The organism is Streptomyces sp. NPDC003023 (assembly GCF_042888225.1).
In the GTDB taxonomy this organism is placed as follows: Bacteria; Actinomycetota; Actinomycetes; order Streptomycetales; family Streptomycetaceae; genus Streptomyces.
On record NZ_JBIAPL010000008.1, the window covers coordinates 159918 to 183742 of the forward strand.

22 protein-coding genes and 1 pseudogene are annotated in these 23825 nt (G+C 71.8%); 12 read left to right on the forward strand and 11 right to left on the reverse strand.

The features are described 5' to 3' along the window. The first annotated feature begins 141 nt into the window (after nucleotides 1-141). Complete coding sequence (locus ACFYV1_RS25280; protein WP_389397854.1) at nucleotides 142-1065, forward strand: glutamate ABC transporter substrate-binding protein; 924 nt, start codon at nucleotides 142-144, stop codon at nucleotides 1063-1065. A gap of 477 nt (nucleotides 1066-1542) precedes the next feature. On the opposite strand, the gene ACFYV1_RS25285 is transcribed toward ACFYV1_RS25280, so the two are convergent. Further along, nucleotides 1543-1971 (reverse strand): pyridoxamine 5'-phosphate oxidase family protein, encoded by a 429-nt coding sequence (locus ACFYV1_RS25285; protein ID WP_389397855.1) that lies wholly within the window; start codon nucleotides 1969-1971, stop codon nucleotides 1543-1545. A 210-nt stretch (nucleotides 1972-2181) separates the two neighbouring features. Continuing rightward, nucleotides 2182-4401, reverse strand: a complete 2220-nt coding sequence (locus ACFYV1_RS25290) for an NADP-dependent isocitrate dehydrogenase (RefSeq protein WP_389397856.1) — start codon at nucleotides 4399-4401, stop codon at nucleotides 2182-2184. Between the two features lie 189 nt (nucleotides 4402-4590). On the opposite strand from ACFYV1_RS25290, the gene ACFYV1_RS25295 reads away from it, so the two are divergent. Continuing rightward, the gene (locus tag ACFYV1_RS25295) at nucleotides 4591-5247 is read left to right on the forward strand and encodes a TOPRIM nucleotidyl transferase/hydrolase domain-containing protein (protein ID WP_389397857.1); all 657 of its coding nucleotides are present in this window, start codon (nucleotides 4591-4593) and stop codon (nucleotides 5245-5247) included. A 40-nt stretch (nucleotides 5248-5287) separates the two neighbouring features. Here ACFYV1_RS25295 and ACFYV1_RS25300 read toward each other — a convergent pair whose 3' ends face one another. The 3 genes from ACFYV1_RS25300 to ACFYV1_RS25310 all read right to left on the reverse strand — a co-directional run bounded on the left by ACFYV1_RS25300 (nucleotide 5288) and on the right by ACFYV1_RS25310 (nucleotide 7354). Continuing rightward, nucleotides 5288-5440: a hypothetical protein gene (locus ACFYV1_RS25300; RefSeq protein ID WP_389397858.1), complete on the reverse strand. Its 153-nt coding sequence runs from the start codon at nucleotides 5438-5440 to the stop codon at nucleotides 5288-5290. Between the two features lie 217 nt (nucleotides 5441-5657). Next, the gene (locus ACFYV1_RS25305; protein ID WP_389397859.1) at nucleotides 5658-6317 is read right to left on the reverse strand and encodes a response regulator; all 660 of its coding nucleotides are present in this window, start codon (nucleotides 6315-6317) and stop codon (nucleotides 5658-5660) included. After that, nucleotides 6314-7354 (reverse strand): sensor histidine kinase, encoded by a 1041-nt coding sequence (locus ACFYV1_RS25310; RefSeq protein WP_389398008.1) that lies wholly within the window; start codon nucleotides 7352-7354, stop codon nucleotides 6314-6316. Before ACFYV1_RS25310 ends, ACFYV1_RS25305 begins: the two co-directional genes overlap by 4 nt. Nucleotides 7355-7701: 347 nt before the next feature. Between ACFYV1_RS25310 and ACFYV1_RS25315 the strand changes: the two genes are divergently transcribed. From ACFYV1_RS25315 to ACFYV1_RS25345, 7 genes are all read left to right on the forward strand, one after another. After that, nucleotides 7702-8028, forward strand: a complete 327-nt coding sequence (locus ACFYV1_RS25315) for a TraR/DksA family transcriptional regulator (protein ID WP_389397860.1) — start codon at nucleotides 7702-7704, stop codon at nucleotides 8026-8028. A gap of 47 nt (nucleotides 8029-8075) precedes the next feature. Next, nucleotides 8076-8441, forward strand: coding sequence for a TraR/DksA family transcriptional regulator (locus ACFYV1_RS25320; RefSeq protein ID WP_389397861.1), 366 nt, complete (start codon nucleotides 8076-8078; stop codon nucleotides 8439-8441). Beyond that, complete coding sequence (locus tag ACFYV1_RS25325) at nucleotides 8438-9265, forward strand: rod shape-determining protein (RefSeq protein ID WP_389397862.1); 828 nt, start codon at nucleotides 8438-8440, stop codon at nucleotides 9263-9265. The genes ACFYV1_RS25320 and ACFYV1_RS25325 overlap by 4 nt, the downstream gene beginning before the upstream one ends. Nucleotides 9266-9463: 198 nt before the next feature. Further along, entirely contained in the window at nucleotides 9464-10084 is a 621-nt protein-coding gene (locus ACFYV1_RS25330) for a hypothetical protein (protein WP_389397863.1), read from the forward strand. 94 nt (nucleotides 10085-10178) lie between these two features. After that, nucleotides 10179-12284 (forward strand): ATP-binding protein, encoded by a 2106-nt coding sequence (locus tag ACFYV1_RS25335; RefSeq protein WP_389397864.1) that lies wholly within the window; start codon nucleotides 10179-10181, stop codon nucleotides 12282-12284. A gap of 134 nt (nucleotides 12285-12418) precedes the next feature. Beyond that, entirely contained in the window at nucleotides 12419-13189 is a 771-nt protein-coding gene (locus tag ACFYV1_RS25340; RefSeq protein WP_389397865.1) for a PepSY domain-containing protein, read from the forward strand. A 269-nt stretch (nucleotides 13190-13458) separates the two neighbouring features. Further along, on the forward strand, nucleotides 13459-14709 hold the full coding sequence (locus ACFYV1_RS25345) for a D-alanyl-D-alanine carboxypeptidase family protein (protein WP_389397866.1): 1251 nt from the start codon (nucleotides 13459-13461) through the stop codon (nucleotides 14707-14709). 264 nt (nucleotides 14710-14973) lie between these two features. Here the strand turns inward: ACFYV1_RS25345 and ACFYV1_RS25350 are convergent. Beyond that, nucleotides 14974-15153 (reverse strand): annotated as a pseudogene (locus tag ACFYV1_RS25350) (aldehyde dehydrogenase (NADP(+))); the annotation flags it as partial. A 108-nt stretch (nucleotides 15154-15261) separates the two neighbouring features. Here ACFYV1_RS25350 and ACFYV1_RS25355 point away from each other — a divergent pair. From ACFYV1_RS25355 to ACFYV1_RS25365, 3 genes are all read left to right on the forward strand, one after another. Beyond that, nucleotides 15262-16422, forward strand: coding sequence for a mandelate racemase/muconate lactonizing enzyme family protein (locus ACFYV1_RS25355; RefSeq protein WP_389397867.1), 1161 nt, complete (start codon nucleotides 15262-15264; stop codon nucleotides 16420-16422). Then, nucleotides 16419-17447, forward strand: coding sequence for a zinc-binding dehydrogenase (locus ACFYV1_RS25360; protein WP_389397868.1), 1029 nt, complete (start codon nucleotides 16419-16421; stop codon nucleotides 17445-17447). The genes ACFYV1_RS25355 and ACFYV1_RS25360 overlap by 4 nt, the downstream gene beginning before the upstream one ends. A gap of 109 nt (nucleotides 17448-17556) precedes the next feature. Then, entirely contained in the window at nucleotides 17557-18522 is a 966-nt protein-coding gene (locus ACFYV1_RS25365; RefSeq protein WP_389397869.1) for a hypothetical protein, read from the forward strand. A 117-nt stretch (nucleotides 18523-18639) separates the two neighbouring features. Here ACFYV1_RS25365 and ACFYV1_RS25370 read toward each other — a convergent pair whose 3' ends face one another. From ACFYV1_RS25370 to ACFYV1_RS25390, 5 genes are all read right to left on the reverse strand, one after another. Next, complete coding sequence (locus ACFYV1_RS25370; RefSeq protein ID WP_389397870.1) at nucleotides 18640-19533, reverse strand: carbohydrate ABC transporter permease; 894 nt, start codon at nucleotides 19531-19533, stop codon at nucleotides 18640-18642. Beyond that, complete coding sequence (locus ACFYV1_RS25375; RefSeq protein ID WP_389397871.1) at nucleotides 19530-20492, reverse strand: carbohydrate ABC transporter permease; 963 nt, start codon at nucleotides 20490-20492, stop codon at nucleotides 19530-19532. The genes ACFYV1_RS25370 and ACFYV1_RS25375 overlap by 4 nt, the downstream gene beginning before the upstream one ends. Next, nucleotides 20489-21829, reverse strand: a complete 1341-nt coding sequence (locus ACFYV1_RS25380; RefSeq protein ID WP_389397872.1) for an extracellular solute-binding protein — start codon at nucleotides 21827-21829, stop codon at nucleotides 20489-20491. The genes ACFYV1_RS25375 and ACFYV1_RS25380 overlap by 4 nt, the downstream gene beginning before the upstream one ends. 241 nt (nucleotides 21830-22070) lie before the next feature. Then, complete coding sequence (locus tag ACFYV1_RS25385; protein ID WP_389397873.1) at nucleotides 22071-23600, reverse strand: alpha-N-arabinofuranosidase; 1530 nt, start codon at nucleotides 23598-23600, stop codon at nucleotides 22071-22073. A gap of 22 nt (nucleotides 23601-23622) precedes the next feature. Further along, nucleotides 23623-23754: a hypothetical protein gene (locus tag ACFYV1_RS25390; protein WP_389397874.1), complete on the reverse strand. Its 132-nt coding sequence runs from the start codon at nucleotides 23752-23754 to the stop codon at nucleotides 23623-23625. Nucleotides 23755-23825: the final 71 nt, after the last annotated feature.

Genomic DNA, 23825 nt, shown 5'->3' on the forward strand with positions numbered 1-23825 from the left:
ACCCGGCGGCACGACCGCCGGGTGGCCCGCTTTTCGGCACCGTATCCGGAATGTGATGCTCAAGTTCAGCTCAGATGTAATGACGTATCGCACGTCGACTCCTTACTCTCCTCGCAAAATCGAGTGAAGGATGTTCGCACCATGAAGGCCTACAAGTCCGCCGCCGCCACGGCGATCACCGTGCTCGCGGTCGCCCTCACAGCAACCGGATGCGCCGGCGACTCCGAGAACGGCGGAGACGGGCCGACCCGCACGGCGGACGCGAAGGACCTGCCCAAGCTGCCCACGTACAAGGTCGCCACGGGTGTCGACTTCGCTTCACCGACCCTGGAGAAGGCGCAGAAGGCCGGAAAGATCGTCATCGGCGCCAAGAACGACCAGCCGTTCCTCGGCTTCGAGGACGCGAACGGCCGGCGGTCCGGATTCGACATCGAGATCGCCAAGATGATCGCCGCGGACCTCGGCTTCTCCGCCCGGCAGATCGAGTTCAAGACGGTCGACACGGGTGTCCGCGAGCAGGCCATCTCGAGCGGAGAGGTCGATCTGTACGTCGGGACGTACACGATCAACGAGGAGCGGAAGAAGAAGGTCGCCTTCGCCGGCCCCTACTACATGGCCGGCGCCGACCTGCTGATCCGCGAGGACGACCGGACCATCGCCGGCCCGTTCTCGCTGGAGGGCAAGACGGTCTGCTCGGCGAAGGGCTCCACGGCCCTCCGGGAGATCAAGAAGCCGGAGTACAACACCCGCACGGTCGAGACGACCAAGTACACCGAGTGCGTGGACCAGTTGCTCGACGGCAAGGTCGACGCGGTCACCACCGACGACGCCATCCTCAAGGGCTACGCCGCCCAGCACCCGGACAAGCTGAGGGTGGTCGGCCAGCCGTTCACCGAGGAGCCCTACGGCATAGGCATGGCGAAGGGCGACGAGGCGCTGCGCGATGCCGTCTCCGACGCGCTCCGGGCGCACGACGAGAACGGCGACTACAAGATGGCGTACGACGCCACCCTCGGCCTCTCCGGCTCCCACTACGTGGGCCCCCCGCTGGTGCAGCGGGACTGACCGCGCCTGGCCGGGCCGTCTCCTCTTTCGGACCGGCCCGGGCGGTCCCTGATCCGATCAGGTGCTCGCCTGGGCGGCGTCCGAACGTGAGGGGACGGCCGGATGCGCGGCGGGGCGCGGCCGGGGCAGTAGGAGAGTCACGGCGGTGCGTCCGCCAGGGGCCGTAACGGACGCCCAGGGTGTGTGCGGGCCGGCGCCGTCGAGACCGCTCCGCAGCGGATCGTCGCGGCCCGTCCCACGGTCTTCACCGAGAGCCTCGCCGCGTGCGGGGACTGTTTCCCGGGCATGCCGCGGGTCGGTCCCGCCGACGTCGCGCAGGGGTACGTCCGCTCCGTCGAGGGCGCGCGGACCGGGCGGATCCACGCGCTGCAGAGGGCGTTCCCTCGGCGCGCCCGCGCACCACGGCAGCTGCACGTCCGCGCGACAGCACACGGCAGGGCGGTGCCGGGTGTGGCACCGCCCTGCCGTGGCTCTCCCTCATGCCTCGCCCAGGTCCGAACTGATCCAGCGCTGCGGCCTCATCCGGATGATCAGCTGGTCGCCGTGGTCGCTCCAGGCGAAGTCGACGTACGCGTCGACCTTCTCCGGCTCCAGGTAGCGGGCGGAGATCTCCACCAGCTGCTCCCGGGTGGCGGGGGCCGTGTCGACGACCGGGCCCTCGACCGAGACGTATCGGACCGTCGGTTCGACGCGGTCGACCATGAGCGTGAACCGCCCCGCGGCCTCGATCGCGGCCGCCTTGCGGGAGTCCCGGCCGGTCATGATCCAGATGTCGCCGCCGGGCTCGTACTGGTACCAGATCGGCACCGTGAGCGGCGCCCTGCCGTCCTGTCCTGCGTCGACCGCCAGCGCGGCTACGAGCGGCTCCGCCAAGAACTTCTCGCGGTCTTCACGGGTGAGCGCCACAGGTGACTCCTTCGAATGCGGTCGGTCGCCGGGCCCGGTACGTGCCCGTCCCGGCTCGTCCCTGGTGCCAACCGCCGTGCCGCCCCGTCGTGTTCCCGCACTGCCGCCCCGTCGTGTTCCCGGTGTGTTCCCGCCGGACACGGAAACCGCCCCGGCCGGGCACAGGTGCCGGCCGGGGCGGTACGCGGGGGACGGTTGCCCGTCGCTCCGTCAGGCCAGGTTCGCGAGAGCCTGGTTGAGGGTCTGCGACGGGCGCATCACGGCGGAGGCCTTGGCGGCGTCCGGCTGGTAGTAGCCGCCGATGTCGACCGGCGAGCCCTGTACGGCGATCAGCTCGTCGACGATGGTCCGCTCCTGCTCGCCGAGCGTCTTGGCGAGAGCCGCGAACGCCTCCGCCAGCTGCGTGTCGTCGGTCTGCTGCGCCAGCTCCTGGGCCCAGTACAGGGCCAGGTAGAAGTGGCTGCCGCGGTTGTCGATGCCGCCCAGCTTGCGGCTCGGCGACTTGTCCTCGTTGAGGAAGGTGCCGGTCGCGCGGTCGAGCGTGTCGGCGAGGACCTTCGCGCGCGCGTTGCCCGTGGTCGTCGCGAGGTGCTCGAAGCTGACGGCCAGCGCGAGGAACTCGCCGAGGCTGTCCCAGCGCAGGTAGTTCTCCTTGACGAGCTGCTGGACGTGCTTCGGGGCGGAGCCGCCGGCACCCGTCTCGAACAGACCGCCGCCGTTCATCAGCGGGACGACCGAGAGCATCTTGGCGCTGGTGCCGAGCTCGAGGATCGGGAACAGGTCGGTCAGGTAGTCACGCAGCACGTTGCCGGTGACGGAGATGGTGTCCTCGCCGCGGCGGATGCGCTCCAGGGAGAACGCGGTCGCCTCGACCGGCGAGAGGATCTTGATCTCGAGACCGTCGGTGTCGTGCTCGGTCAGGTACTCCTTGACCTTCCCGATGAGCTGCGCGTCGTGCGCGCGGCCCTCGTCGAGCCAGAAGACGGCCGGGACGCCGGTCGCGCGGGCGCGGGTGACGGCCAGCTTGACCCAGTCCTTGATGGGCGCGTCCTTGGTCTGGCACATGCGGAAGATGTCGCCGGCGCCGACGACCTGCTCCAGCACGGCGTTGCCGGCGGCGTCCACGACGCGCACGGTGCCGGTGGCCGGGATCTCGAAGGTCTTGTCGTGGCTGCCGTACTCCTCGGCCTTCTGCGCCATCAGACCGACGTTCGGCACGGAACCCATCGTGGACGGGTCGAAGGCGCCGTTGGCGCGGCAGTCGTCGAGGACGACCTGGTACACACCGGCGTAGCTGCTGTCCGGGAGGACGGCGAGGGTGTCGGCCTCCTGACCGTCCGGGCCCCACATGTGGCCGGAGGTGCGGATCATCGCCGGCATGGAGGCGTCGACGATGACGTCGCTCGGGACGTGCAGGTTGGTGATGCCGCGGTCGGAGTCGACCATCGCGAGGGCCGGGCCCTCGGCCAGCTCGGCGTCGAAGGACGCCTTGATCTCGGCGCCGTCGGCGAGCGACTCGAGGCCCTTGTAGATGCCGCCGAGGCCGTCGTTCGGGGTGAGACCGGCCTTGGCGAGGGACTCGCCGTACTGGGCGAAGGTCTTAGGGAAGAAGGCGCGTACGACGTGGCCGAAGATGATCGGGTCGGAGACCTTCATCATCGTGGCCTTCAGGTGCACGGAGAACAGCACGTCCTCGGCCTTGGCGCGGGCGACCTGGGCGGTGAGGAACTCGCGCAGGGCGGCCACGCGCATCACCGACGCGTCGACGACCTCACCGGCGAGCACCGGGACCGACTCGCGCAGCACGGTGGTGGCGCCGTCGTCGCCCTTCAGCTCGATGCGCAGCGAACCGGCCTCGCCGATCACCGCGGACTTCTCGGTGGAGCGGAAGTCGTCGACGCCCATCGTGGCGACGTTCGTCTTCGAGTCCGCCGTCCAGGCACCCATGCGGTGCGGGTGGGCCTTGGCGTAGTTCTTGACCGACGCGGGAGCGCGGCGGTCGGAGTTGCCCTCGCGCAGGACCGGGTTGACGGCGCTGCCCTTGACCTTGTCGTAACGGGCGCGGATGTCGCGCTCCTCGTCGGTCTTCGGGTCGTCCGGGTAGGCCGGCAGCGCGTAGCCCTGCTCCTGCAGCTCGGCGACGGCAGCCTTCAGCTGCGGGATGGAGGCCGAGATGTTGGGCAGCTTGATGATGTTGGCGCCCGGCGTCTTGGCCAGGTCACCGAGCTCGGCGAGGGCGTCGTCGATGCGCTGCCCCTCCTCGAGGTACTCGGGGAACTGCGAGATGATCCGCCCCGCGAGCGAGATGTCACGGGTCTCCACGGTGACACCGGCCGTCGATGCGTACGCCTGGATCACAGGCAGGAACGAGTACGTCGCCAGGGCGGGCGCCTCGTCAGTGTGCGTGTAAATGATGGTCGAGTCAGTCACCGGGTGCTCCGCTCTCCACGTCTGCAACATTTCTCGACATCAAGATACCCCGTGATCGGTCCCCTCTCGACAGGGCCCTGCCCAGGGGTGGTCGTCATGGCACCAAAGGGCCGCGCTCCGCCGTGGGAGCGGATAATCCGGTGGGCCCCGAGTGCCGCCTCGCGTAGGCTCCGGCGCCGTGGAGAGGCCATGAGCATGAAACGTTTCGGGGCGGCGCTCGTCGCGTGGGCGGCCGGCGGCCCTGGTGCCGCGGCGGCCGCGGCAGCCGCGCGGGAGCTGGCCGCGGACGTCGGTCTGCGCAAGGTCGTGCTCGTCGAGGGCAGCAGTGACCGGGCGGCGCTCGAGGCACTGGCGCCCCGCCTGGGCCGGGATCTCGGTTCGGAAGGCGTCTCGGTCGTCGGGATGGGCGGCGCCATGAGCATCGGCCGCTACCTGGAGCTGCTGGGCCCGCGAGGCCTCGACGTCGAGCCGGCGGGACTGTGCGACGCCGCCGAGGAACACTTCTTCCGGCGTGCGCTGGAGCGCGCCGGCCTGGGGCCTCATCCGGACCGGGCCGCGCTGGAACGCCGGGGTTTCCAGGTCTGCGTCGCGGATCTCGAGGACGAGCTCATCAGGGCCCTGGGGACGGACGCCGTGGAAGAGGTACTCGCCTCGCAGGGCGACCTCCGGTCGTTCCGCACGTTCCAGAAGCAGCCGGCGCAGCGGGAGCGGGACGTCGACAGGCAGCTGCGGCGCTTCCTCGGGACGATGAGGGGCCGCAAGATCCACTATGGGAGAACGCTCGTCGAGGCGCTCGGCCCGGAGGCGACGCCCCAGCCGCTGCTGGGGCTGCTGAACGGGGTGTGACCCGCCCGCCGGCCGCACGGGGCGGCCGACCGGGCAGGTCTCAGCGACCTGCCAGGACGTCGCTGAAGTCCATGACGCGACTTATCTCACGCAGGGTCTCCTCCGCGGTGCGGCGGGCGTCGGCGGGCACGTCGCCGCGCTCGTCCACCAGGTCCGCGTAGATCGGTGCGTCGGTGCGGTCTGCGGGGCTCATCTGGAACAGGGTCCTTTCACAGGGTGACCTCGTGTCCGCGCCGACCGCGGCCGAGAAGCAGGCACCGAGTGTAGGAGGTGACGCGTGAGCCCCTGTCGGCGGCCCTGGTCCAGCGCACCGCCGCCACCGCTCAGGGCCTGGTCAGGGCCCGGTCCGGGCCCGGGCGGGGCTTGGTCCGGCCTGATCCGGACTCGAAAAGGGCTCGATCACGACGCGATCACGGCTCGATCAGACCGGCCCTGATCGCGTACCGGGTCAGTTCGAGACGATCACGCAGGCCGAGCTTGCGCAGCAGATTCGCCCGGTGGCGCTGGACGGTCTTGACACTGATCACCAGCGTCTCCGCGATGTCCTTGGACGACTGCCCCTCCGCGACGAGCTTGAGGACCTCCTCCTCGCGCACGGTGAGGATCTGGTCGGGGGTCTCCTGGCCCTGCCGGGCGCGGTCGAGGTAGTTGCGGATGAGGGCTGTGACGGCACCGGGGTAGAGGAACGGCTCGCCACGCATCGCCGACCGGCACGCCGCCAGCAGGTCGCGGTCCGCGACGGACTTCAGGACGTAGCCGCAGGCCCCCGCCTTGAGGGCCTGGAAGAAGTACTGCTCGTTGTCGTACATCGTCAGCATCAGGATGCGCAGCCCCGGCTGGAGGACGGCGAGCTCCCGGGCCGCCTGAAGGCCCGTCATGCGGGGCATGGCGATGTCGAGTACGGCCAGGTCGACGGCGTGGCTGCGGGCCATGGCAATGGCTTCCGCGCCGTCACCGGCCTCCGCGACGACCCGTAGGCCGGGCTCCCCGTCGAGGATCAGCCGGACGCCGCGCCGCACCAGCGCGTGGTCGTCGGCGAGCAGGATGCGGATCTCCTCGTGCTGCGTCACGGCCGCGCCTCCCCGGCTCCGGTGCCGGCCGGCCCGGCGGATGTCCGCGCCGGGGCCGCGGGGCCCGCTTCGACGGGCGCCGACAGCGACACCCGCGTACCGCCCGGGCCGCCTGGGTCACCGGGCCCGCCCGGACCGCCGGGGCCGATGTCGAGGGTGGCGCCGATCAGCAGTGCCCGCTCCCGCATGCCGCGGATCCCCGCCCCCTCGCAGGCCAGTCCGATCCCGCGGCCGTCGTCCACGATGCTCAGGACCACTGCGCCGGGCGCACGCCGGACGGCGAGCCGGGCGTTCTCCGCGTCCGCGTGCCGGGCGATGTTGGTCAGCCCCTCCTGGGCGACGCGGTAGAGCACCAGTTCCGTCTCCCTGTCCAGTCCCGGCAGGCCGGGATCGAAGTGGCGCTCGATGCGCAGTCCGGTGTGCGTGGCGAAGTCGGTGGTCAGCGCGGTGAGCGCGCTGACCAGGCCGAGGTCCTCGAGCACACCGGGCCGAAGCCGGCGGGCGAGGCGGCGGACCTCGTCGAGGGACTCGCGCGCCGTCTCCTGCGCCTGCCGCAACTCCGCCCGCAGCGGCTCCGGGGACTGGTCGGCCACCCGCTTGAGCGCCAGCAGCACAGCGGTCATGCTCTGCCCCACCTCGTCGTGGAGCTCCTGCGCGATCCGCCGGCGCTCCGCCTCCTGGGCAAAGAGCGCCCGGGCGCTGCTCGTGGCGCGCTCGGCCTCCAGCCGCTCCAGCATGTCGTTGAACGTGTCGATCAGTTCGGTCACCCCGCCGCCACCGGGCGGGCTGGGCAGCCGGTTCCCGGGGCGGAGCAGGTCGACGGTGGTCATGAGACGGGTGAGCCGGTCCAGCGGTGCCAGACCGATGCGCAGCAGGGCGGCGTTCGCGACCAGCATCACGCCGAGGCCGCCGACGAGAATCACGGCCTCGGTGAGCAGCACGGGTACCGACACGGTCACCGGCGCCCACAGCAGCAGCGCCGTGGCCAGACCGAGGACCAGGGCGTTCATCACGAAGATCCGCCAGAACAAGGACACGGTGTACCAGACCTCCACAGTCTTCGCAGGTGCCACCACACCACTATCCGCCACCGCCGCACACGCCCGGCGGCGGGGCCGTGCACAGCGTCCGAGCCTGTCGTGCGGGCAGGCGTCCGTCGATCGGCGGCGGCAGCCATCCGCGCGGGTGCACCGCCACCCGTCCGCCCCGCCGTCTGCACTCCCGGACCCACCGGAAATGGGTGCTGGGACCGATGGTCCCGGCCGCGCGGGGCGGACATGGTTGGGGTGAACCCTTCGCCCTCCGCCGCACCGGCGGAAGCACGGGCGTCCGCGCACACCGGCAGGACGCCCCGGCGTTCGACTCCCCGGGAAGGACTGTTCAGATGTCGCTCGACGCGGCCCCCTCCGACTCACGTCCCGAGCGCCTGACCGCTCACGAGGTCCGTCAGCGTCTTCAGCACGAGCGCGACTCACGGCTCACGCAGCTCGCGGCGATCGAGAAGGAGGGCAACGACGCCCCCCGCGAACTGATGACGGCTCAGAAGACGTCCATCGAACGCGTACTGGCGGAGATCGACGCCGCCTTCGCCCGGCTGGACGACGGCGGATACGGACGCTGCCAGGAGTGCGTACGGCCCATCCCCGTCGAGCGCCTGGAGATCCTCCCCTACGCGCGCTGCTGCGTCGGCTGCCAGCGCCGGGCCGTGTGAGCGCCGAGGGCCCGGGCTCGTCCGTCATGCACCTGGAGGGGTGACTCGTGAACAACCGGATCGACGAGGCCGTCGCGGCGCATCTGTCGGCCGACGACCTCGAGGCACTGCGCGAGAACCTGCGGGAGCAGCGCGCCTTTCGTCTGGAGCAACTGGCGCGGTTCGCCCGCTCCTCACGGGACGACCGCGCGATCCGGCGGCGGTCGGCGTCGCAGCTCGAGGTCCAGGTGCAGTTGAGCGCGTCGGCCCGGATGGTCCTCGCCGATGTGGAGGCCGCGCTGGAGCGCATGGACAGGGGCGGGTACGGCATGTGCCACCTCTGCGCGCGCCCGGTCCCCCTTGACCGTCTCACCGTCGTGCCGCAGGCGCGCCACTGCGGGCGCTGCCGGCAGATGAGGGAGGCGGAACGATGACCGGCTTCGGCCTCCGCCCAGTCCCCGGGCGGAGGCGGACTCCCTGGCCGCTCTGCCGGACGTGTCCGCGCTTCGCCATCGACCTGGGCAGCTCCCGTACCCGGGCGTGGTCCCCCCGTCACGGTGTCATCCTCGATGTTCCGACGGTGACGTTCCCGGGCGCCGGGGCCATGTATCCCGTCCGGCGGGGCTCCATCGTGGACCCCGAGGGGACCGCACGGATGCTCGACCGGCTGCTCCGCAGACGGGTCCCGAGCTTCAGCCGGCCGCTGATCGTGATCACCACTCCGGTGCTGGGCGGGCCGGGCTTCCGCAGTGCCGCGCTCACCGCGCTGGAGGTGCTGCACCCTCGTACGGTCCTGACCGTTCCCTCCGCGAAGGCCATCGCGCTCGGCGCGGGTGCTGACCTGACCCGGCCGCTGCTGGTCGCGGACATCGGTGCCCATGTCACAGAGGTCGCGCTGCTGTGCGACGGCGAGGTGACCGACGCGTATCGCACGGCGCTGGGCACCGGCGACCTCGGCGAAGGCACGACCCACCGCGAACTCACCCGGGCGGTCGTCGCCATGGTCACCGACATGCTGCGCCTCGACGAGACGGAGCAGACCCTCGACGCACTGGGCCGGGGTGTGGTGCTGGCCGGCGGCGGCGCGCTCCGGCCGGAGCTCACGTACGACCTGACGGGGCAGTTGCGTGTCCCTGTCCAGCCGGTGCCCGCACCGCACACCGCCGCGCTGAGGGGCGCCTCCCTCGTCCTGGAGTCGGCCCACCACCATCCCGCCACGGGCTCACCGGACCGTCCTGCGGACCGCGTCGGGGAGTGATCAGCCGGACCTCGCCATGCGCCGGCCGGACCGCTCGCCATGCGCCGGCCGGACCGCTCGGCGGACGTCTGGCGGACCGCCCGTCAGACATCCGCCGGACCGCTCGTCAGGCGTTCACCGGACCGGATCCGTGAGTCCTCCGCACGCCGTTCGTCGCCGGGACCTGCCGCTGGGGCGTCCCAACCGAGGAGACACGACATGTTCGAACCCGAACCGAGAGCGCAGCCACCGCCCGCGTCCGGCACCACGGGGCTCTGGCGATGGCGGCGCAACCCGCTGCGCCGCCGGTGCGACCTGCTGCAGGCGTGGACCGGCCTGCTGCTGACCGTGGTCGTGGCGGCAGCGACCCCCACGGCGATGGTGGTGGTGCACGGTTCCGTCCAGACCTCGCTCCGGGAGAGTGCCGCCGCCGAGGCGCGTACGCGGGAGCGGGTGACGGCGGTGCTGGTGCGGGACACCCCCCGCCACCCGGAACCGGGGTCCGACGAGGCCCGCCATTCGCGGTATCCGGCCGAGGTGCGTTTCCCCGGCCCCGACGGCACACCGCGCACCGGCACGACCGAGGTCGTCCCCGGCCTGCCCGCCGGCAGCACCGTGCGTGTGTGGCGCGACTCCGGGGGGCGACTGACGGAGGCGCCGATGCGGGAGTCCGAGATCCGCAGCCGGGCCTACGGCTGGGCCGGCTCGGCGGGCGCGGCGATCGCCCTGACGGGCGTGACGCTGTACGCGGTGATCGGACGTGTCCTGGACAGAAAGCGGGCCGCGGCATGGGAGCGGGCCTGGGCCGACACCTCCCCCCGCTGGACCGCCTCGGCATGACGGGCCGCAGGCCGGGCGCCCCGGCCGCGCGTATCCGGCCACACCCGGCCCGACCTGCCACGTCGGCTCGTCGTGATGCGTCAGACTGCACCCCGTGCGAGGACATCTGCCCACGGAGACGACCAGTTTCATCGGCCGCGTGGCCGAACTGAACACCCTGCGGCATCTGATCGGGACGCGCCGACTGGTGACCGTCACCGGCCCCGGTGGCGTCGGCAAGACACGGCTGGCGCTCCACGCGGTGAACAAGGCGGCCGAGGTGGACGGGGTGGACACGGCGGCCGAGGTGGAGACGACGGCCGGGGTGGACACGGGGGCCGGGGTGGAGACGACGGGCGGCCGGTTTCCCGACGGCGTGTGGTGGGCCGATCTCTCCGTCCTCCAGGGGGACGGGCTTCTGGTGCCCGTGGTGTCCGAGGCCGTCAACCTGTCCGACCACACATCCCGGACACCGGTCGACGCCCTGTGCGAATGGCTCGCGCCCCAACGGCTGCTGCTGGTGCTCGACTCGTGCGAGCACCTCGTCGGGCCGTGCGGCCGGCTGGTGGCCGACCTGCTGACGGCCGCCCCCGGACTCACCGTCGTCGCCACCGGCAGGCAACCGCTCGGGCTCGCGGTGGAGTACGTCCTGCGGCTCGATCCCCTGCTGTCCGACGGATCGGACGCGCGTGAACTCTTCACGGACCGCGTCGCGCCGTCACGGCGGCCCGCCCTGCCCGAGGAGACGAAGGCTGTCACGGACATCTGCCATCGGCTCGAGGGCATTCCGCTCGCCATCGAACTCGCCGCTGCCCAGGTCGGCGTGTACGGCGTCGAAGGCGTACGGGACCGGCTGGGTTCCCGCTTCGAGGTCCTGGAGCGCGCCGAGCCCGTGCGGCCGCCCCGGCATCAGGCCCTGCGCACCACGATCGGCTGGAGCCACGAGCTCTGCGAGCCGCGGGAACGGCTGCTGTGGGCCAGGCTCACCGTCTTCCGTGACGGCTTCACTCCGGGTGACGCGACGCGGGTGTGCACCGGTGGGCCGCTCACGGAGGAGGACGTGCCGGCGGCACTGCGGGGTCTCGTCGCCAAGTCGGTGGTCCGCCGCGAGGGCAACTGCTACCGCATGCTCGACACCATCCGCGAGTACGGCCGGTGGTGGCTGGAGGCCATCGGTGAACAGGACGCCGTCGCGGACCGGCACGCCGACCTGTGCCTGGGCATGGTGCGGCTCGCCGAGTCCGAGTGGGTCGGAGCCCATCAGGCGTACTGGTACGAGCGGATCGCCGGCGCCCACACGGATCTCTGCACGGCCATGGAGCACCTGCTCGCGACCGATCCGCGACGTGCCCTGGAACTGGCCGGGTCCGTGGGCTTCTTCTGGGCCTGCTGCGGTCACCTTCACGAGGCCCGCGGCTTCGTCGAGCGGGCCCTCGCCCGCTGCGGACGTCCCGGCCCCCGGCACGTCCGTGCCCTGTGGACGCTGGGGGTCGCGCTCACCCTGCAGGGCGAGTACGACCTCGCCCATCTGCGCAGCGAGCAGTGCACGCAGGCGGCGCTGGCCCACGGGCGCTCGGAGGACATGCTCGACGCGGCGTATCTGGCCGGCGTGCTCGCTCTTCTCACCGGTCGGCCCGAGGAGGCGGAGGCCCTCATGCGGAGCCTGGACCTCGACACGGACGAGGACTTCGGCGACACGGCGGCCGGTCTGCGGTGCCGGCTGGTCGAGGTCTTCGCGCTGACCGCCGGCGGCCGACCGGCACAGGCTCGGGCGGCGGCGTACGCCCTGCGTGAGCGGTGCGCGCGGCACGGTGAGTCGTGGACGCGCTCGTACCTGAGCTACCAGCTCGCGCTGCTGGCGCTGCTCGACGAGCAGCCTCGCACCGCGGCGGCCCACGCCCGGGCCATGCTCGTCGGCAAGCGAGGCCTGGGGGACAGCTTCGGTGTGGCGCTCGGGCTCGACGTGCTGGCCGCCGCGCTCGCTGCGCAGGGTCTGGGCGAGGACGCGGCGTACGTCTTCGGCACGAGCGAGACGTACTGGCGGGCCACCGGTCATCCGCAGCGCGGGATGCCCGAGCTGGGCGCGATGCGCCGGGAGTGCGAGCGGGCAGCACGGACGGCGGCCGGGGACGACCGCTACGAGACCGCCTTCCGCCGCGGGGCGTCCGGGCTGCCGGAGGCCGGTCTCACGTCCGCGCTCCGCCTGGCGGACCGTGCCTGACGAACCGTCGGCGCCGGCACGGCGAACCGGTGGGAGGGGGCGGCGGGCTCATGTGGCCCTGATCGGCGGACGCGATCGGGTGATCTTCCGAGCCGCCCGTGTCCCGGACCTGGCCAGGGGTTACGCGTGGCGACATGAACGTTCATACCCATGCGCTCCGTCTGCGTGCCGCAATTCCCGTATGCCTCCTCGCCTGTTCGGCCCTGATGCTCACCGCCTGCGGCAGCGACAAGGGCACCGAGGTCAACGCGGCCGCCGCACCGACGGGCAGCCCCACGAGCACCGCGAACCCGACCGGTACCGCCGACCCGACCGGTACCGCGAGCCCCACCGGCACCGGCAGCCCCACCGGTTCGCCGAGCCCGACGGACACCGCCACCCGCCTCACCGACGACCAGGCCGAACGCAAGGCGCTGGTCCCGGCCGCCAAGGTCACCTGGGACAAGGCGGCCGGCACCGCGGTCGGCGCGGTCTCCGGGAGCAAGCTGGTCGAGATCGAGCTGACACGGTACGAGAGCGGCGCCACGGCCAGCCCCGCCCCGAGTCCGGGCAGCCCCGAATGGGCCGCCGAAGTCGCCACCCAGGACGGCACCGTCCACATGGTGCATGTGGACGCGGTCTCCGGGAAGGTGCTGCGGTCCGAGCCCGACTCCGACCAGTCCGCCGACGAGAAGCGACAGGTCGCCGACCAGCTGGGCAAGGCCAAGGTCACGTCCGAGCAGGCCGTGAAGACGGCGACCGGGAAGAAGCAGGGAACGGTCACCGCCGTCCAGCTCGACAAGGACGACTCGGGCAAGACGATCTGGTCGGTCGACGTCGTCACCGAGGACGACTGGAACAAGACCACCTACGACGTGGACGCGGCAGGCGGCAAGATCCTGCGCGAGCAGGTGGACCGCGACTGACACCGCAGCAGAACGCCCCTGTCTCCGACCGGAGGCAGGGGCTTTCCCGTGTGGCGGCGACCCGCGGTGAGACGGCCGACCGCCTCCGCCCCAGCCCGCGGCGAAGATCACCACGGTGGTGACCGGGCCGGGGGCGGCACCGGAAGCCGGGACAGCGGGGCGGCGGGCGCGGCGGCGGCGGTCGGTGACAGAGCTTTGCCGCAGCCGCGGCTTGCGCCGGTCGGCTCAGCGGACCTGCGCGCCCCCGCAGCCGTTCCTACGCTGGCCGAATGATCATCAGATTTACTGCACGGATGGCTTGTTGTTGCCTGGCGGCCGTCGCCGCGGGCGCCTTCGGTCTCCTTCCCGCCTCCGCCGTTCCGCTGGACGACCCCGCCCCCCGGCCGGGCTCCGTCGACGCGTCGCTGCTGCAACAGCCCGGGACACACGCCGGATCGCTCCACGGTGCGCCGGAACTTCCCGACGACGTCTCCGCCCTGTCATGGCTGGTCGCGGACGCCGACACCGGTGACGTGCTGGCCGCGCACGACGCGCACCGCCGACTGCCGCCCGCCAGCACCATCAAGACGCTCTTCGCCGTCACGGCGCTGCCGCGCCTGTCGGACGCCCCACCGCACACGGTCACCGAGGAGGAGCTCGCGACCGTCGGCGAGGGGAGCAGCCGGGTCGGCATCGCCGCCGGCCGTACCTACACGGTCGACGACCTGTGGCGGGGCGTCTTCCTCAGCTCCGGCAACGACGCCGTGCACGTACTCGCCGAGATGAACGGCGGCTGGGCCGCCACCGCCGAGCAGATGCAGGTGAAGGCCCGCGCGCTGGGCGCGTTCGACACCCATGTCGTCTCCCCCGACGGCTACGACGAACCCGGCCAGGTCTCCTCCGCGTACGACCTGGCGGTGTTCGGACGGGCCGGCCTCGAGAACCGTCGGTTCGCCTCGTACGTGGCAACCGCCGAGGCGCAGTTCCCGGGCGGCACAGCCGACGACGGAACCCCCACCTGGACATACGGCATCCAGAACACCAACCGGCTGCTGACGGGCGCGAACGGGGTGAAGAAGTATCCGGGGATCATCGGCGTCAAGAACGGTTACACCTCCCACGCCGGCAACACGCTGATCGCCGCCGCGGAACGCGACGGGCGGACGCTGATCGTGACCGTGATGAATCCTCAGGAGGGCGGCGGTCACGCGGTGTACGAGGAGGCCCGATCGTTGCTGGACTGGGGCTTCGCCTCGGTGGGCCGTGCCGAACCCGTGGGGTCGCTGGCTCCTCCCGTCGTGCGGAGCGCCCCGGCGGCGGGCCCCGGGCCCCTGCCCCTCAGCGCCACACCCCTCGCGCACACGGCTCGAACCGGGACGCCTCAGGCCGCGGAGCCCGGTCGGCCGGGCGCTGTGGCCGCGGAAGCGGGATCGGGAATCGCGTACGCCTGGGTGGGAGCGTTCGTGGGCACGGCCGGTGCGGCGGCGTACCTCGTACTGCGGCTGCGCCGCGGCCCTCGTCGGCCGGGCTCGCCCTTCTGAACACGTCGCCGCGCACGCGGCCGGCTCCGCGGTCCCGGCGCGCGCCGGGACCGCACGGCTGTCGGTGGCGGACGTCGTGCCCGATCCGCCCCGATGTCGAGGGATTCCGGCAGGTCCCGGCTCACCGGCCGCCGTGACGACCGGACATGAGGGGTGACGGGCCGCTGAGCCGCGAGCGGGTCGGTGGGCGCGGCCGCCGTGTGCTGCCCCGATGCCGCCCGGGACACATGACCATCGCCGATCCGCGGGGCGTCGGTGCTGCGGTCGGCCGTTGAGGAGCCGTGGAAGGGCGTGCGGGTTGTCGTCGTGGAGCTCCGGTGGGAGCAGTGGTGGGGGTGTGTTCTGGTAGGTGACGGGGCGGAGCCGGCGTTCGACGGCAGTGGTGCCGACGGAGGTGGAGCTGGAGGTGATGGCGGGGTAGGGGCCGCCGTGGTGCTGGGCGGGGCGGGGCAACGGCGACGCCCCCATTGACACGGCTCGACGCACGTCCTTACTGTCGCGGCAGGATTTCGAACGGCTGTCGAGATATCGAACATGACTGGAGCAACTGCCTTGCGCATCACGGGAATCAGCACACACGTGATCGGAACCCCCTGGCGGAATCTCACCTACGTCCAGGTCCATACCGACGAGGGACTCACCGGCATCGGCGAGACCCGCATGCTGGGTCACACCGACGCCCTCGTCGGCTACCTGCGCGAGGCGGAGGCGAACCACATCGCGGGGTCCGACCCGTTCGCGGTCGAGGACCTGGTGCGCCGCATGAAGTACGGCGACTACGGCCGCGCCGGCGAGATCGTCATGTCGGGCATCGCCTGCGTGGAGATGGCGTGCTGGGACATCAAGGGCAAGGCGCTCGGTGTCCCGGTCTGGCAGCTGCTCGGGGGCAGGGTCCACGACCGGGTCAAGGCGTACGCCAACGGCTGGTACACCACCGAGCGGACGCCGGAGGCGTACCACAAGGCCGCACGTGCGGTCATGGAGCGCGGCTACCGGGCACTGAAGATCGACCCGTTCGGCACCGGCCACTACGAGCTGTCGCACGAGGAGACGCTGTACTCGGTGTCGCTGATCGAGGCGGTCCGGGACGCGATCGGGCCCGACGCCGAGCTCATGCTGGAGATGCACGGCCGCTTCTCCCCCTCCACCGCCGTACGGCTCGCGAGTGAACTCGCCCCGTTCCGGCCCGCCTGGCTCGAGGAGCCCGTGCCGCCGGAGAACCTCAAGGCACTGGCGAAGGTGGCCGGCAAGGTCGACATGCCGATCGCCACCGGCGAACGCATCCACGACCGCATCGAGTTCCGCGAGCTGTTCGAGTCTCAGGCCGCGGACATCCTCCAGCCGGACGTCGGCCACATAGGCGGCATCCTGGAGACCCGCAAGCTCGCCGCCACGGCGGAGACCCACTACATGCTCGTCGCGCCGCACAACGTCGGCGGGCCCGTGCTGACGGCCGCATCACTCCAGGTCGGCTTCTCCACGCCGAACTTCAAGATCCTCGAGCACTTCAACGACTTCGCCGACGCTGAGATCAAGAAGGTCGTCAAGGGTGCGCCACAGGTCGTGGACGGGTACTTCGAGCTGTCCCACGAGCCCGGCCTCGGGGTGGAGCTCGACACCGACGCCGCCGCCGAATTCCCGCAGCAGCAGGCCAGGTTCGACCTGTGGGCCGAGGGCTGGGAGAAGCGCGACCCGACGGGGAAGAAGGCGTGACCGCCGGCGAGGCGGACCTGCCCCGGGAGGTCGTGCTCGACGGTCCCGGACGATTCCGGACCGCCGGACACACGCCGCGGCCGCCCGGCCCCGGCGAGGCTCAGGTCCGCGTCGCCGCGGTGGGCATCTGCGGCAGCGACCGGGAGGTGTTCCAGGGCAACCGGCCCAAGGGCTACGTCCGCTATCCCGTCGTTCCGGGACACGAGTGGTCGGGCACGGTCGCCGCCGTCGGTGACGGCGTACCGGACTCCCTCGTCGGCCGGAAGGTCGTCGGCGAGGGCTTCCGCAACTGCCAGGTCTGCGAACGCTGTCACGCGGGCGAGACCACCCTGTGCGGCGCCGGGTACGACGAGACGGGCTTCACCCGGCCCGGGGCGATGGCCGCGACCCTCACCCTCCCCGCCCGGCTGCTGCACCTGCTGCCGGAGGGCGCCGACCTGACGGCCGCCGCCCTGCTCGAGCCCGCGGCCTGTGTCGCCGCCGCGGCGCTGAAGGCGGATGTCCGTCCCGGTCAGCGGGTCGCCGTCGTGGGCACCGGCACCCTCGGCATGCTCACGGCGCAGCTGCTGAGTGCCTGCTCCCCCGCCGAACTGCTGATGGTCGGCATCCGGTCCGACCTCGCCGACACCGCCCGAGCCTTCGGGGCGACGCACTACCGCACAGTTGAAGAGCTACCGCTGCCCGGCGAGTTCGACGTCGTCGTCGAGGCCGCCGGGGCGGCGTCGGCCGCCCGCACCTCGGCCGGCCTGCTGCGGCGCGGCGGCCGCCTGGTCCTCACCGGCATTCCCGCGCCGGGCGCCCTGGGGCTGGATCCGACCGATCTCGTGGTGCGCCAACTGGACGTGCGGACCGTGTTCGGCGCGACACCGGCCGCCTGGGCGCACGCCGTGCGCGCCTTCTCCGCCGGGCTGCTGACGCCGCTGCCGCTGGTCACCCATGAACTGACGCTCGACCGGTTCGAAGAGGGCATCGCCCTCGTGGGCTCCGGCGACCCCCGCGTCGGGAAGGTACTGCTGCGCCCCTGAGCCGCGGCCCCGCCGGGGAGGCCCGGCGGCGATCGGCGCCGTACCGGCCCGCGCGCGCAACATCGAACGTAATTCGATATTTCGAACACCTTTCAGTCGGAGGAGATCCATGTCCCCGTCCTCACAGCCCCGCCGCCCCGGCGAACCCGCCCTGGCCGCCCTCGGGTTCACCGGCCCGGCGACCGACCCCGCCGACACGTCGCCGCATTCCTTCCCCGATGGCGGCCGCTGGCGGGTGGAGATCCCCTCCGTCGAGGGCCCGGAGGCGCTGGCCGCCGTGCTCAAGGAATCGACCCGGCTCGACGTGCCCGTCCACCGCATCAGCCAGGGCAGCGGTGTCTGGATGCTCGGCGACGACGAGATCACCGAGATGGTGGAGTCCGCGGCCGAACGAGGCATCGAGCTCTGCCTGTTCACCGGGCCCCGAGGCACCTGGGACATCGGCGGCTCCACGCGTACCGACTCACGCGGCGGTGGCCTCCGCGCCCGCGGGCACGACGCGGTCGCCGGCTGCGTGGAGGACGCCCTGCGCGCCACGGAACTCGGCGTCCGGTGCCTGCTCGTCGCCGACGAGGGGGTGCTGTGGACACTGCACCGGGCCCGGTCGCAGGGCCTGCTCCCCGGCGACACCACGCTGAAGGTCTCCGCGCTCATCGGCCCCGTCAACCCCGCCGCGTACGCCGTGTACGAGCGCCTCGGCGCGGACTCCGTCAACGTGCCCAGCGACCTGACGCCGGCGCACCTCACCGAGATCCGGCGGGTGAGCCGCGCGCCGATGGACTTGTACGTCGAGGCGCCGGACGACCTCGGCGGCTACGTCCGGATGTACGAGATCGCCGAACTGATCCGGCGCGGCGCACCTCTCTACCTCAAGTTCGGTCTCGCCAAGGCACCGTCGGTCTACCCGTCCGGGCTGCATCTGCGCGAGACGGTCCTGAGCACCGCCCGCGAGCGGGTGCGGCGTGGCAGGCTCGCGCTCGACCTGCTGGCCCGGCACGGCGCCGACGAGGCGATGTCGCCGCTCGGCTCACGGCTGCCGGGCGACCTGAACCGCTTCGAGGACGCCACCGCCTGATTGGCGCCGCCTGACAACCGCCGCCTGACAACCGCCGCCTGATTGCCGCCGACACGCGCACGCGGAGGCCGGGGCGCACCCATCGCGGGTGCGCCCCGGCCCTGTGTGCGCAAAAGGCTACTGGCCGGAGAGGCCCGTGTGCGCGATCCCGCGCACGATCTGCCGCTGGAAGAGCATGAACACGATCAGCAGGGGCAGCCCGGCGACGACCAGCGCCGCCATGATCTGCGCGTAGCGGACACCGAACGAGGACTGCACGCTGACCAGGCCGACGGGCAGTGTCATCCCGCCCGGGTCCGTGGTTACCAGGAACGGCCACAGGAAGTTGTTCCAGGTGGAGATGAACGTGAAGATCGCGACGGCGGCGAGCACCGGCCGGGACAACGGCATCACGATCGTCCAGAACACCCGCCAGCGCCCCGCACCGTCGACGAAGGCCGCCTCCTCCAGTTCCCGGGGCACCCCCTGGAAGAACTTCACCAGGATGAAGACCATGGCCGGCACGGCGACCTGAGGCAGGATCACGCCCCAGTAGGTGTCGACGAGCCCGAGCTGCACCATCTCGGTGAACAGCGGCGCGATCAGCACCTGCGGCGGCACCATGATGCCCGCGAGCACCAGCCCGTAGAGCGTCCTGCGCCCGCGGAAGTCGGTGCGGGTGAAACCGTACGCGGCCATCGCACAGGTCAGGACGGTCAGTACGGTCGTCATGAGGGAGACGTACACGGAGTTCATCATCCAGCGCAGCACATCGCCGGACTCCCAGACCTTGGCGTACGCCTCGAACGTGATGCTCGAGCCGATCCACTCGAGCGGGGTCCTGGTCGTCTCCGCCTCCGGCTTCAGCGAGGTCGCGACCGCCCAGGCGAGCGGGACGAGCCAGGCGGCCGCGAGAAGCAGGGCGATCACCAGCAGTGCGATCCGGCCGCCGTTCCAGCGCGGCTCGCGGCCGCCGGCGCCGTCTGCGGAGGGGCCCGCGGCGGGGACCTTGACGGTGGTGGAACCGCTCACTTCGCGGCCTCCTCGGTTCGGCGCCGGGACAGCATCGGCTGCACCAGGGAGACGATCAGAATCAGTGCGAAGAAGATGTAGGAGACGGCCGAGGCGTAGCCGATGCGGTAGCCGGTGAACCCCTGCTGGTAGACGTACTGCAGGATCGGCCGGGTGGAGTCGTCGGGGCCGCCGCCGGTCATGATGTAGACCTGGTCGAAGATCTTCAGCGAGGCGAGGACCTGGAGGACCACCACCAGGCCCGTGGTGCGGCGCAGCAGCGGCAGCGTGATGTGCCACAGCCGCTGCCAGGACCCGGCGCCGTCCAGTTCGGCGGCCTCGTAGAGGTGGGCCGGGACGGCCTGCAGAGCGGCCAGGTAGAGCAGGAAGTTGAAGCCGACGGTCCACCAGACCGTGGTCGCCACTACGGAGAGCATCGCGTAGCGCTCCTCGCTGAGCCAGCCGATGCCCGGCTCCAGCCCGACGGAGGCGAGCATCTGGTCGGCGAGCCCGAAGCCGGACGGGAAGATCATCTGCGCGAAGAGCAGACAGACGACTCCGGACGGCAGAAGGAACGGTGCGAACCAGCTGAGCCGCCACAGCCACTGCACCACCCGCAGCTGGTGCGAGAGCAGCGCCAGGCCCAGCCCCACGAGGACGAGCGGGACGGTGGAGAGCACGGTGAACCAGACGGTGTTCCACAGCGAGGACCAGACATCCGGGTCGGCGAAGGCCTCGGCGTAGTTGGCGAGACCGACGAACTCGCCGCCGGTACCGGTGATGTTCTCGCTCGTGAGGCTCATACCGAGGCCCGAGAGCAGCGGCCACAGCAGGAACATCGCGTACACGAGCAGGAACGGGGCGACGAACACCAGGCCGTGCTCGGTCCATCCGCGGCGGACGGTAAGGACCGGCGGTCGGTCGGCTGCGGTGCGGCGCTTCGCCACCGATGGCGGCGGTGCCGCGGTGGTGGTGGTCATGACGCGACTCCGGGAAGGGGGTTGCGGGTGTCGAGGAGGGTTCCAAGGCGGGCCCTGGCCTCCGTCAGGGCGCCGCGCGGGCTGCGGGATCCGGTGAGGACACCCGAGAAGACGGCGCCGAGTTCGATCCACATGCGGGAGGCGGATCCGGCGAACCAGGCGGGTTCGTCGAGCGCCACGTCGTCGATGACGCCGCGGTACTCGGACTGCGGCTTCAGGGCGAGGTAGGCGGGATCCTTCAGCACCGGTCGGTAGGCGGGCACATGGCCGCCCTCGGCCCAGGCGACGGAGTGGCGCAGCATCCAGGCGACGAGGGTGTGCGCGGCCTCGTCGGCCGGACCGCCGCGGCCGGCCTGGTGCGGCAGGACGAAGGCGTGGCAGTCGGCCTGGGCGGTGGGCCGGCCGAACAGGGCGGGGACGCGGGTCATGGAGAACGGGATCCCGCCGGTCCGGAAGGTGCTGATCTCCCATTCACCGTTGAGGTGGAAGGCCGTCTTCCCGCCGTTGAAGATGCCGACGGAGGCTCCGTAGTCGGCGCGGCGCACCATCAACCCCTCCTCCGCGAGCGAGGCCAGATACGTCAGGACGCGCAGCGCCTTCGCGTCGTCGAGGGCGAGACTCCTGCCGTCGTCGGAGAGCACCTTGCCGCCGGTCTGGGAGTAGAACGTGGCGAACAGCCGCCAGGGGGTGATGCAGTCGGGGCCGAGGGTCTCCGTCACCAGGCCGGGCAGACCGGTCGCCTTCTTCGCGGCACGCAGTGCGTCGGCGAAGTCCTCGGCCCCGGTGACGGCTCTGAGCCTGCCGCCGGTCATGAGTCCGGCCTTCTCGCACACCTCGGTCTGGTAGTAGAGCACCATGGGATGGGTGTCGAACGGCACGGCGTACTGCTTGCCGGCCACCTGGCCGCGTCGCCAGATCTCGGGCGGGAAGTCCTGCTCACGCACCCCCAGGTCGGCGAGCAGGTCCAGGTCGAAGGGGTCCAGGAGCCGGCCGGGGGCGAAGCCCGCGAGCCGGGCGAGGTGGAGCACGGCCAGTTCGGGAGCGCGTCCGCCCGCGCCCGCCATGCCGAGCTTGGTGTAGTAGGGGGCGCCCCACTGGAGGGTCACGGCTTCCAGGCCGATGTCCGCGTGCTCGGCGCGGAAGTCCTCGAGCATGGCCCGCATGTTGACCCCGTCGCCACCGCCGAACAGGTGCCAGAACCGCAGGCGGGTCTGTCCGGGACCGGTGGCGGCGGACGGCGCGGCGCATCCGGACAGCGGGCCCGGACAGGCGGCGCCGGCCAGGGCACCGACGCCGCCGGCGAGGGCTCGGCGCCGGGTGAGAAGGGGAGGTTGCATGGCGGCTCGTCTCTGCGGGAGGTCGGTCGTCGACCGGGGTCACGGGAGGTACGGAGCAAGTGGAGCTACGGGGTGTGCGGGGCGTTCCGGGGCGGGCGCGGCGTTCCGGGGCGTTCCGGGGCGGGCGGAGGGTTCCGGGGCGTGCGGAGCGGGCGGAGGGTTCCGGGGGTAGCCGCCCGGCCCCGGTTCTCCGGGCGACCGGGGGCGGGTGGCGGCTTCGGTGGAAGCCCTCGGGGGGCCGTCAGGCCCCGGCGGCCAGGCGGATCACGTTCCACGACAGGGGCTCGAGGGTCACCTCGAGGACTCCTCCGGTGATCCGGGCGCCCCTGCCTGCGTGCGGCACCACACGCTCGGGTTCCGCCAGGGTGTTGCGGGCGTCCGGGTCGGCGTCGGCGAGCACGCTGTGCTCCACGACACGGCTCACGTCCAGTCCGGACAGCGTGACGTGGAGCGGCAGCGGCTCGTTCCGCCCGCGGTTGACGGCGAAGACGGTGACGGTGCCGCTCTCCGGGTCCCGTACGGCGGTGGCGTGCAGCAGCGGCACCTCTCCGTACGCGGCCGTCTCGTACGTCGGCGACTCGGCCCGTACGTCGAGGACTTCACCGCGCCCGTGGCGTGCGGCCTGGGCGAAGGGGAAGAACGTCGTCTGCCGCCAGGCGGGGCCGCCGGGCTCTGTCATGATCGGGGCGATCACGTTGACGAGCTGGGCGAGACAGGCGACCGTGACCCGGTCGGCGTGCCGGAGCAGGGCGATCAGCAGCGAGCCGAAGACGACGGCGTCGGTGACGCTGTAGTTGTCCTCGAGCAGTCGCGGGGCCTCGGGCCAGTCCAGCGGGTCGGCCTCGGACTCGGCCTGGAACCGCTTCTGGTACCAGACGTTCCACTCGTCGAAGGAGAGCTGGATCCTCTTCTTCGACTTCAGCCGGGCGCCGATGTGGTCGCAGGTGGCGACCACGTTCTCGATGAAGGACTCCATGTCGACGGCCGACGCGAGGAACGAGTCGCGGTCGCCGTCGAGTTCCTCGTAGTAGGCGTGCAGCGAGATGTGGTCGACCAGGTCGTACGCCTCCGTCAGGACCGTCGCCTCCCAGGCCGCGAAGGTGGGCATCGCCTGGCTGGAGCTGCCGCAGGCCACCAGCTCGACCGCGGGGTCGAGCTGGCGCATCGCCCTGGCCGTCTCCGCCGCCAGCCGGCCGTACTCCTCCGCAGTCTTGTGGCCGGTCTGCCACGGCCCGTCCATCTCGTTGCCGAGGCACCACAGGCGGATGCCGAACGGGTCCTTGTCGCCGTGTGCGATGCGCAGGTCCGACAGTTCGGTGCCGGACGGGTGGTTGGCGTACTCCTGGAGCCGGATCGCCTCCGCCACCGCGCGCGTACCGAGGTTCACGGCCATCATCGGCTCGGCCTCGGGGCCGAGCTTCTTGAGGAAGCCGATGAACTCGCTCAGCCCGAACCGGTTGGTCTCGGTGGACCGCCAGGCGAGATCGAGGCGGCGCGGCCGCTCCTCGACCGGGCCGACGGAGTCCTCCCAGCGGTAGCCGGAGACGAAGTTGCCGCCCGGGTAGCGGATCGCGGTGACGCCGAGTTCGCGGACCAGGTCCAGGACGTCGGTCCGCAGCCCCGCCTCGTCGGCGGCCGGGTGGCCGGGCTCGAAGATGCCGGTGTACACGCAGCGGCCCAAGTGCTCGACGAACGAGCCGAAGAGACGGGGATTCACCTCGCCCACGGTGAAGGCGGGGTCGAGCGTGAAGCGGGCATTGCTGTCGGGCATGGTGTCCTTCCGGGGGCGGGCGTCAGGGGGTGACGACGGGCCAGCCGTCATCGCCCCAGCTCAGGGTGCTGAGGCCGAGTTTGGGCACGCCGTTGTCCGCGCCGTCGTAGTAGTGGTAGGCGAGGACGTCGCGGCCGCCACGGTCGCGGAACACGGACTGGCCGCCGGTGCTTCCGGCGTCCGGACGGCGCGGCGTTCATGAAGGGCGGCTCCTTCATTCGGCGG

What these genes read in the sequence shown, in the direction of transcription:
- ACFYV1_RS25325 (WP_389397862.1), top strand. Translation starts at nt 8,438, where the DNA reads ATGACCGGCTTCGGCCTCCGCCCAGTCCCCGGGCGGAGGCGGACTCCC.
- ACFYV1_RS25330 (WP_389397863.1), top strand. Translation starts at nt 9,464, where the DNA reads ATGTTCGAACCCGAACCGAGAGCGCAGCCACCGCCCGCGTCCGGCACC.
- ACFYV1_RS25315 (WP_389397860.1), top strand. Translation starts at nt 7,702, where the DNA reads ATGTCGCTCGACGCGGCCCCCTCCGACTCACGTCCCGAGCGCCTGACC.
- ACFYV1_RS25380 (WP_389397872.1), bottom strand. Translation starts at nt 21,829, where the DNA reads ATGCAACCTCCCCTTCTCACCCGGCGCCGAGCCCTCGCCGGCGGCGTC.
- ACFYV1_RS25300 (WP_389397858.1), bottom strand. Translation starts at nt 5,440, where the DNA reads ATGAGCCCCGCAGACCGCACCGACGCACCGATCTACGCGGACCTGGTG.
- ACFYV1_RS25385 (WP_389397873.1), bottom strand. Translation starts at nt 23,600, where the DNA reads ATGCCCGACAGCAATGCCCGCTTCACGCTCGACCCCGCCTTCACCGTG.
- ACFYV1_RS25345 (WP_389397866.1), top strand. Translation starts at nt 13,459, where the DNA reads ATGATCATCAGATTTACTGCACGGATGGCTTGTTGTTGCCTGGCGGCC.
- ACFYV1_RS25280 (WP_389397854.1), top strand. Translation starts at nt 142, where the DNA reads ATGAAGGCCTACAAGTCCGCCGCCGCCACGGCGATCACCGTGCTCGCG.
- ACFYV1_RS25295 (WP_389397857.1), top strand. Translation starts at nt 4,591, where the DNA reads ATGAGCATGAAACGTTTCGGGGCGGCGCTCGTCGCGTGGGCGGCCGGC.
- ACFYV1_RS25340 (WP_389397865.1), top strand. Translation starts at nt 12,419, where the DNA reads ATGAACGTTCATACCCATGCGCTCCGTCTGCGTGCCGCAATTCCCGTA.
- ACFYV1_RS25365 (WP_389397869.1), top strand. Translation starts at nt 17,557, where the DNA reads ATGTCCCCGTCCTCACAGCCCCGCCGCCCCGGCGAACCCGCCCTGGCC.
- ACFYV1_RS25375 (WP_389397871.1), bottom strand. Translation starts at nt 20,492, where the DNA reads ATGACCACCACCACCGCGGCACCGCCGCCATCGGTGGCGAAGCGCCGC.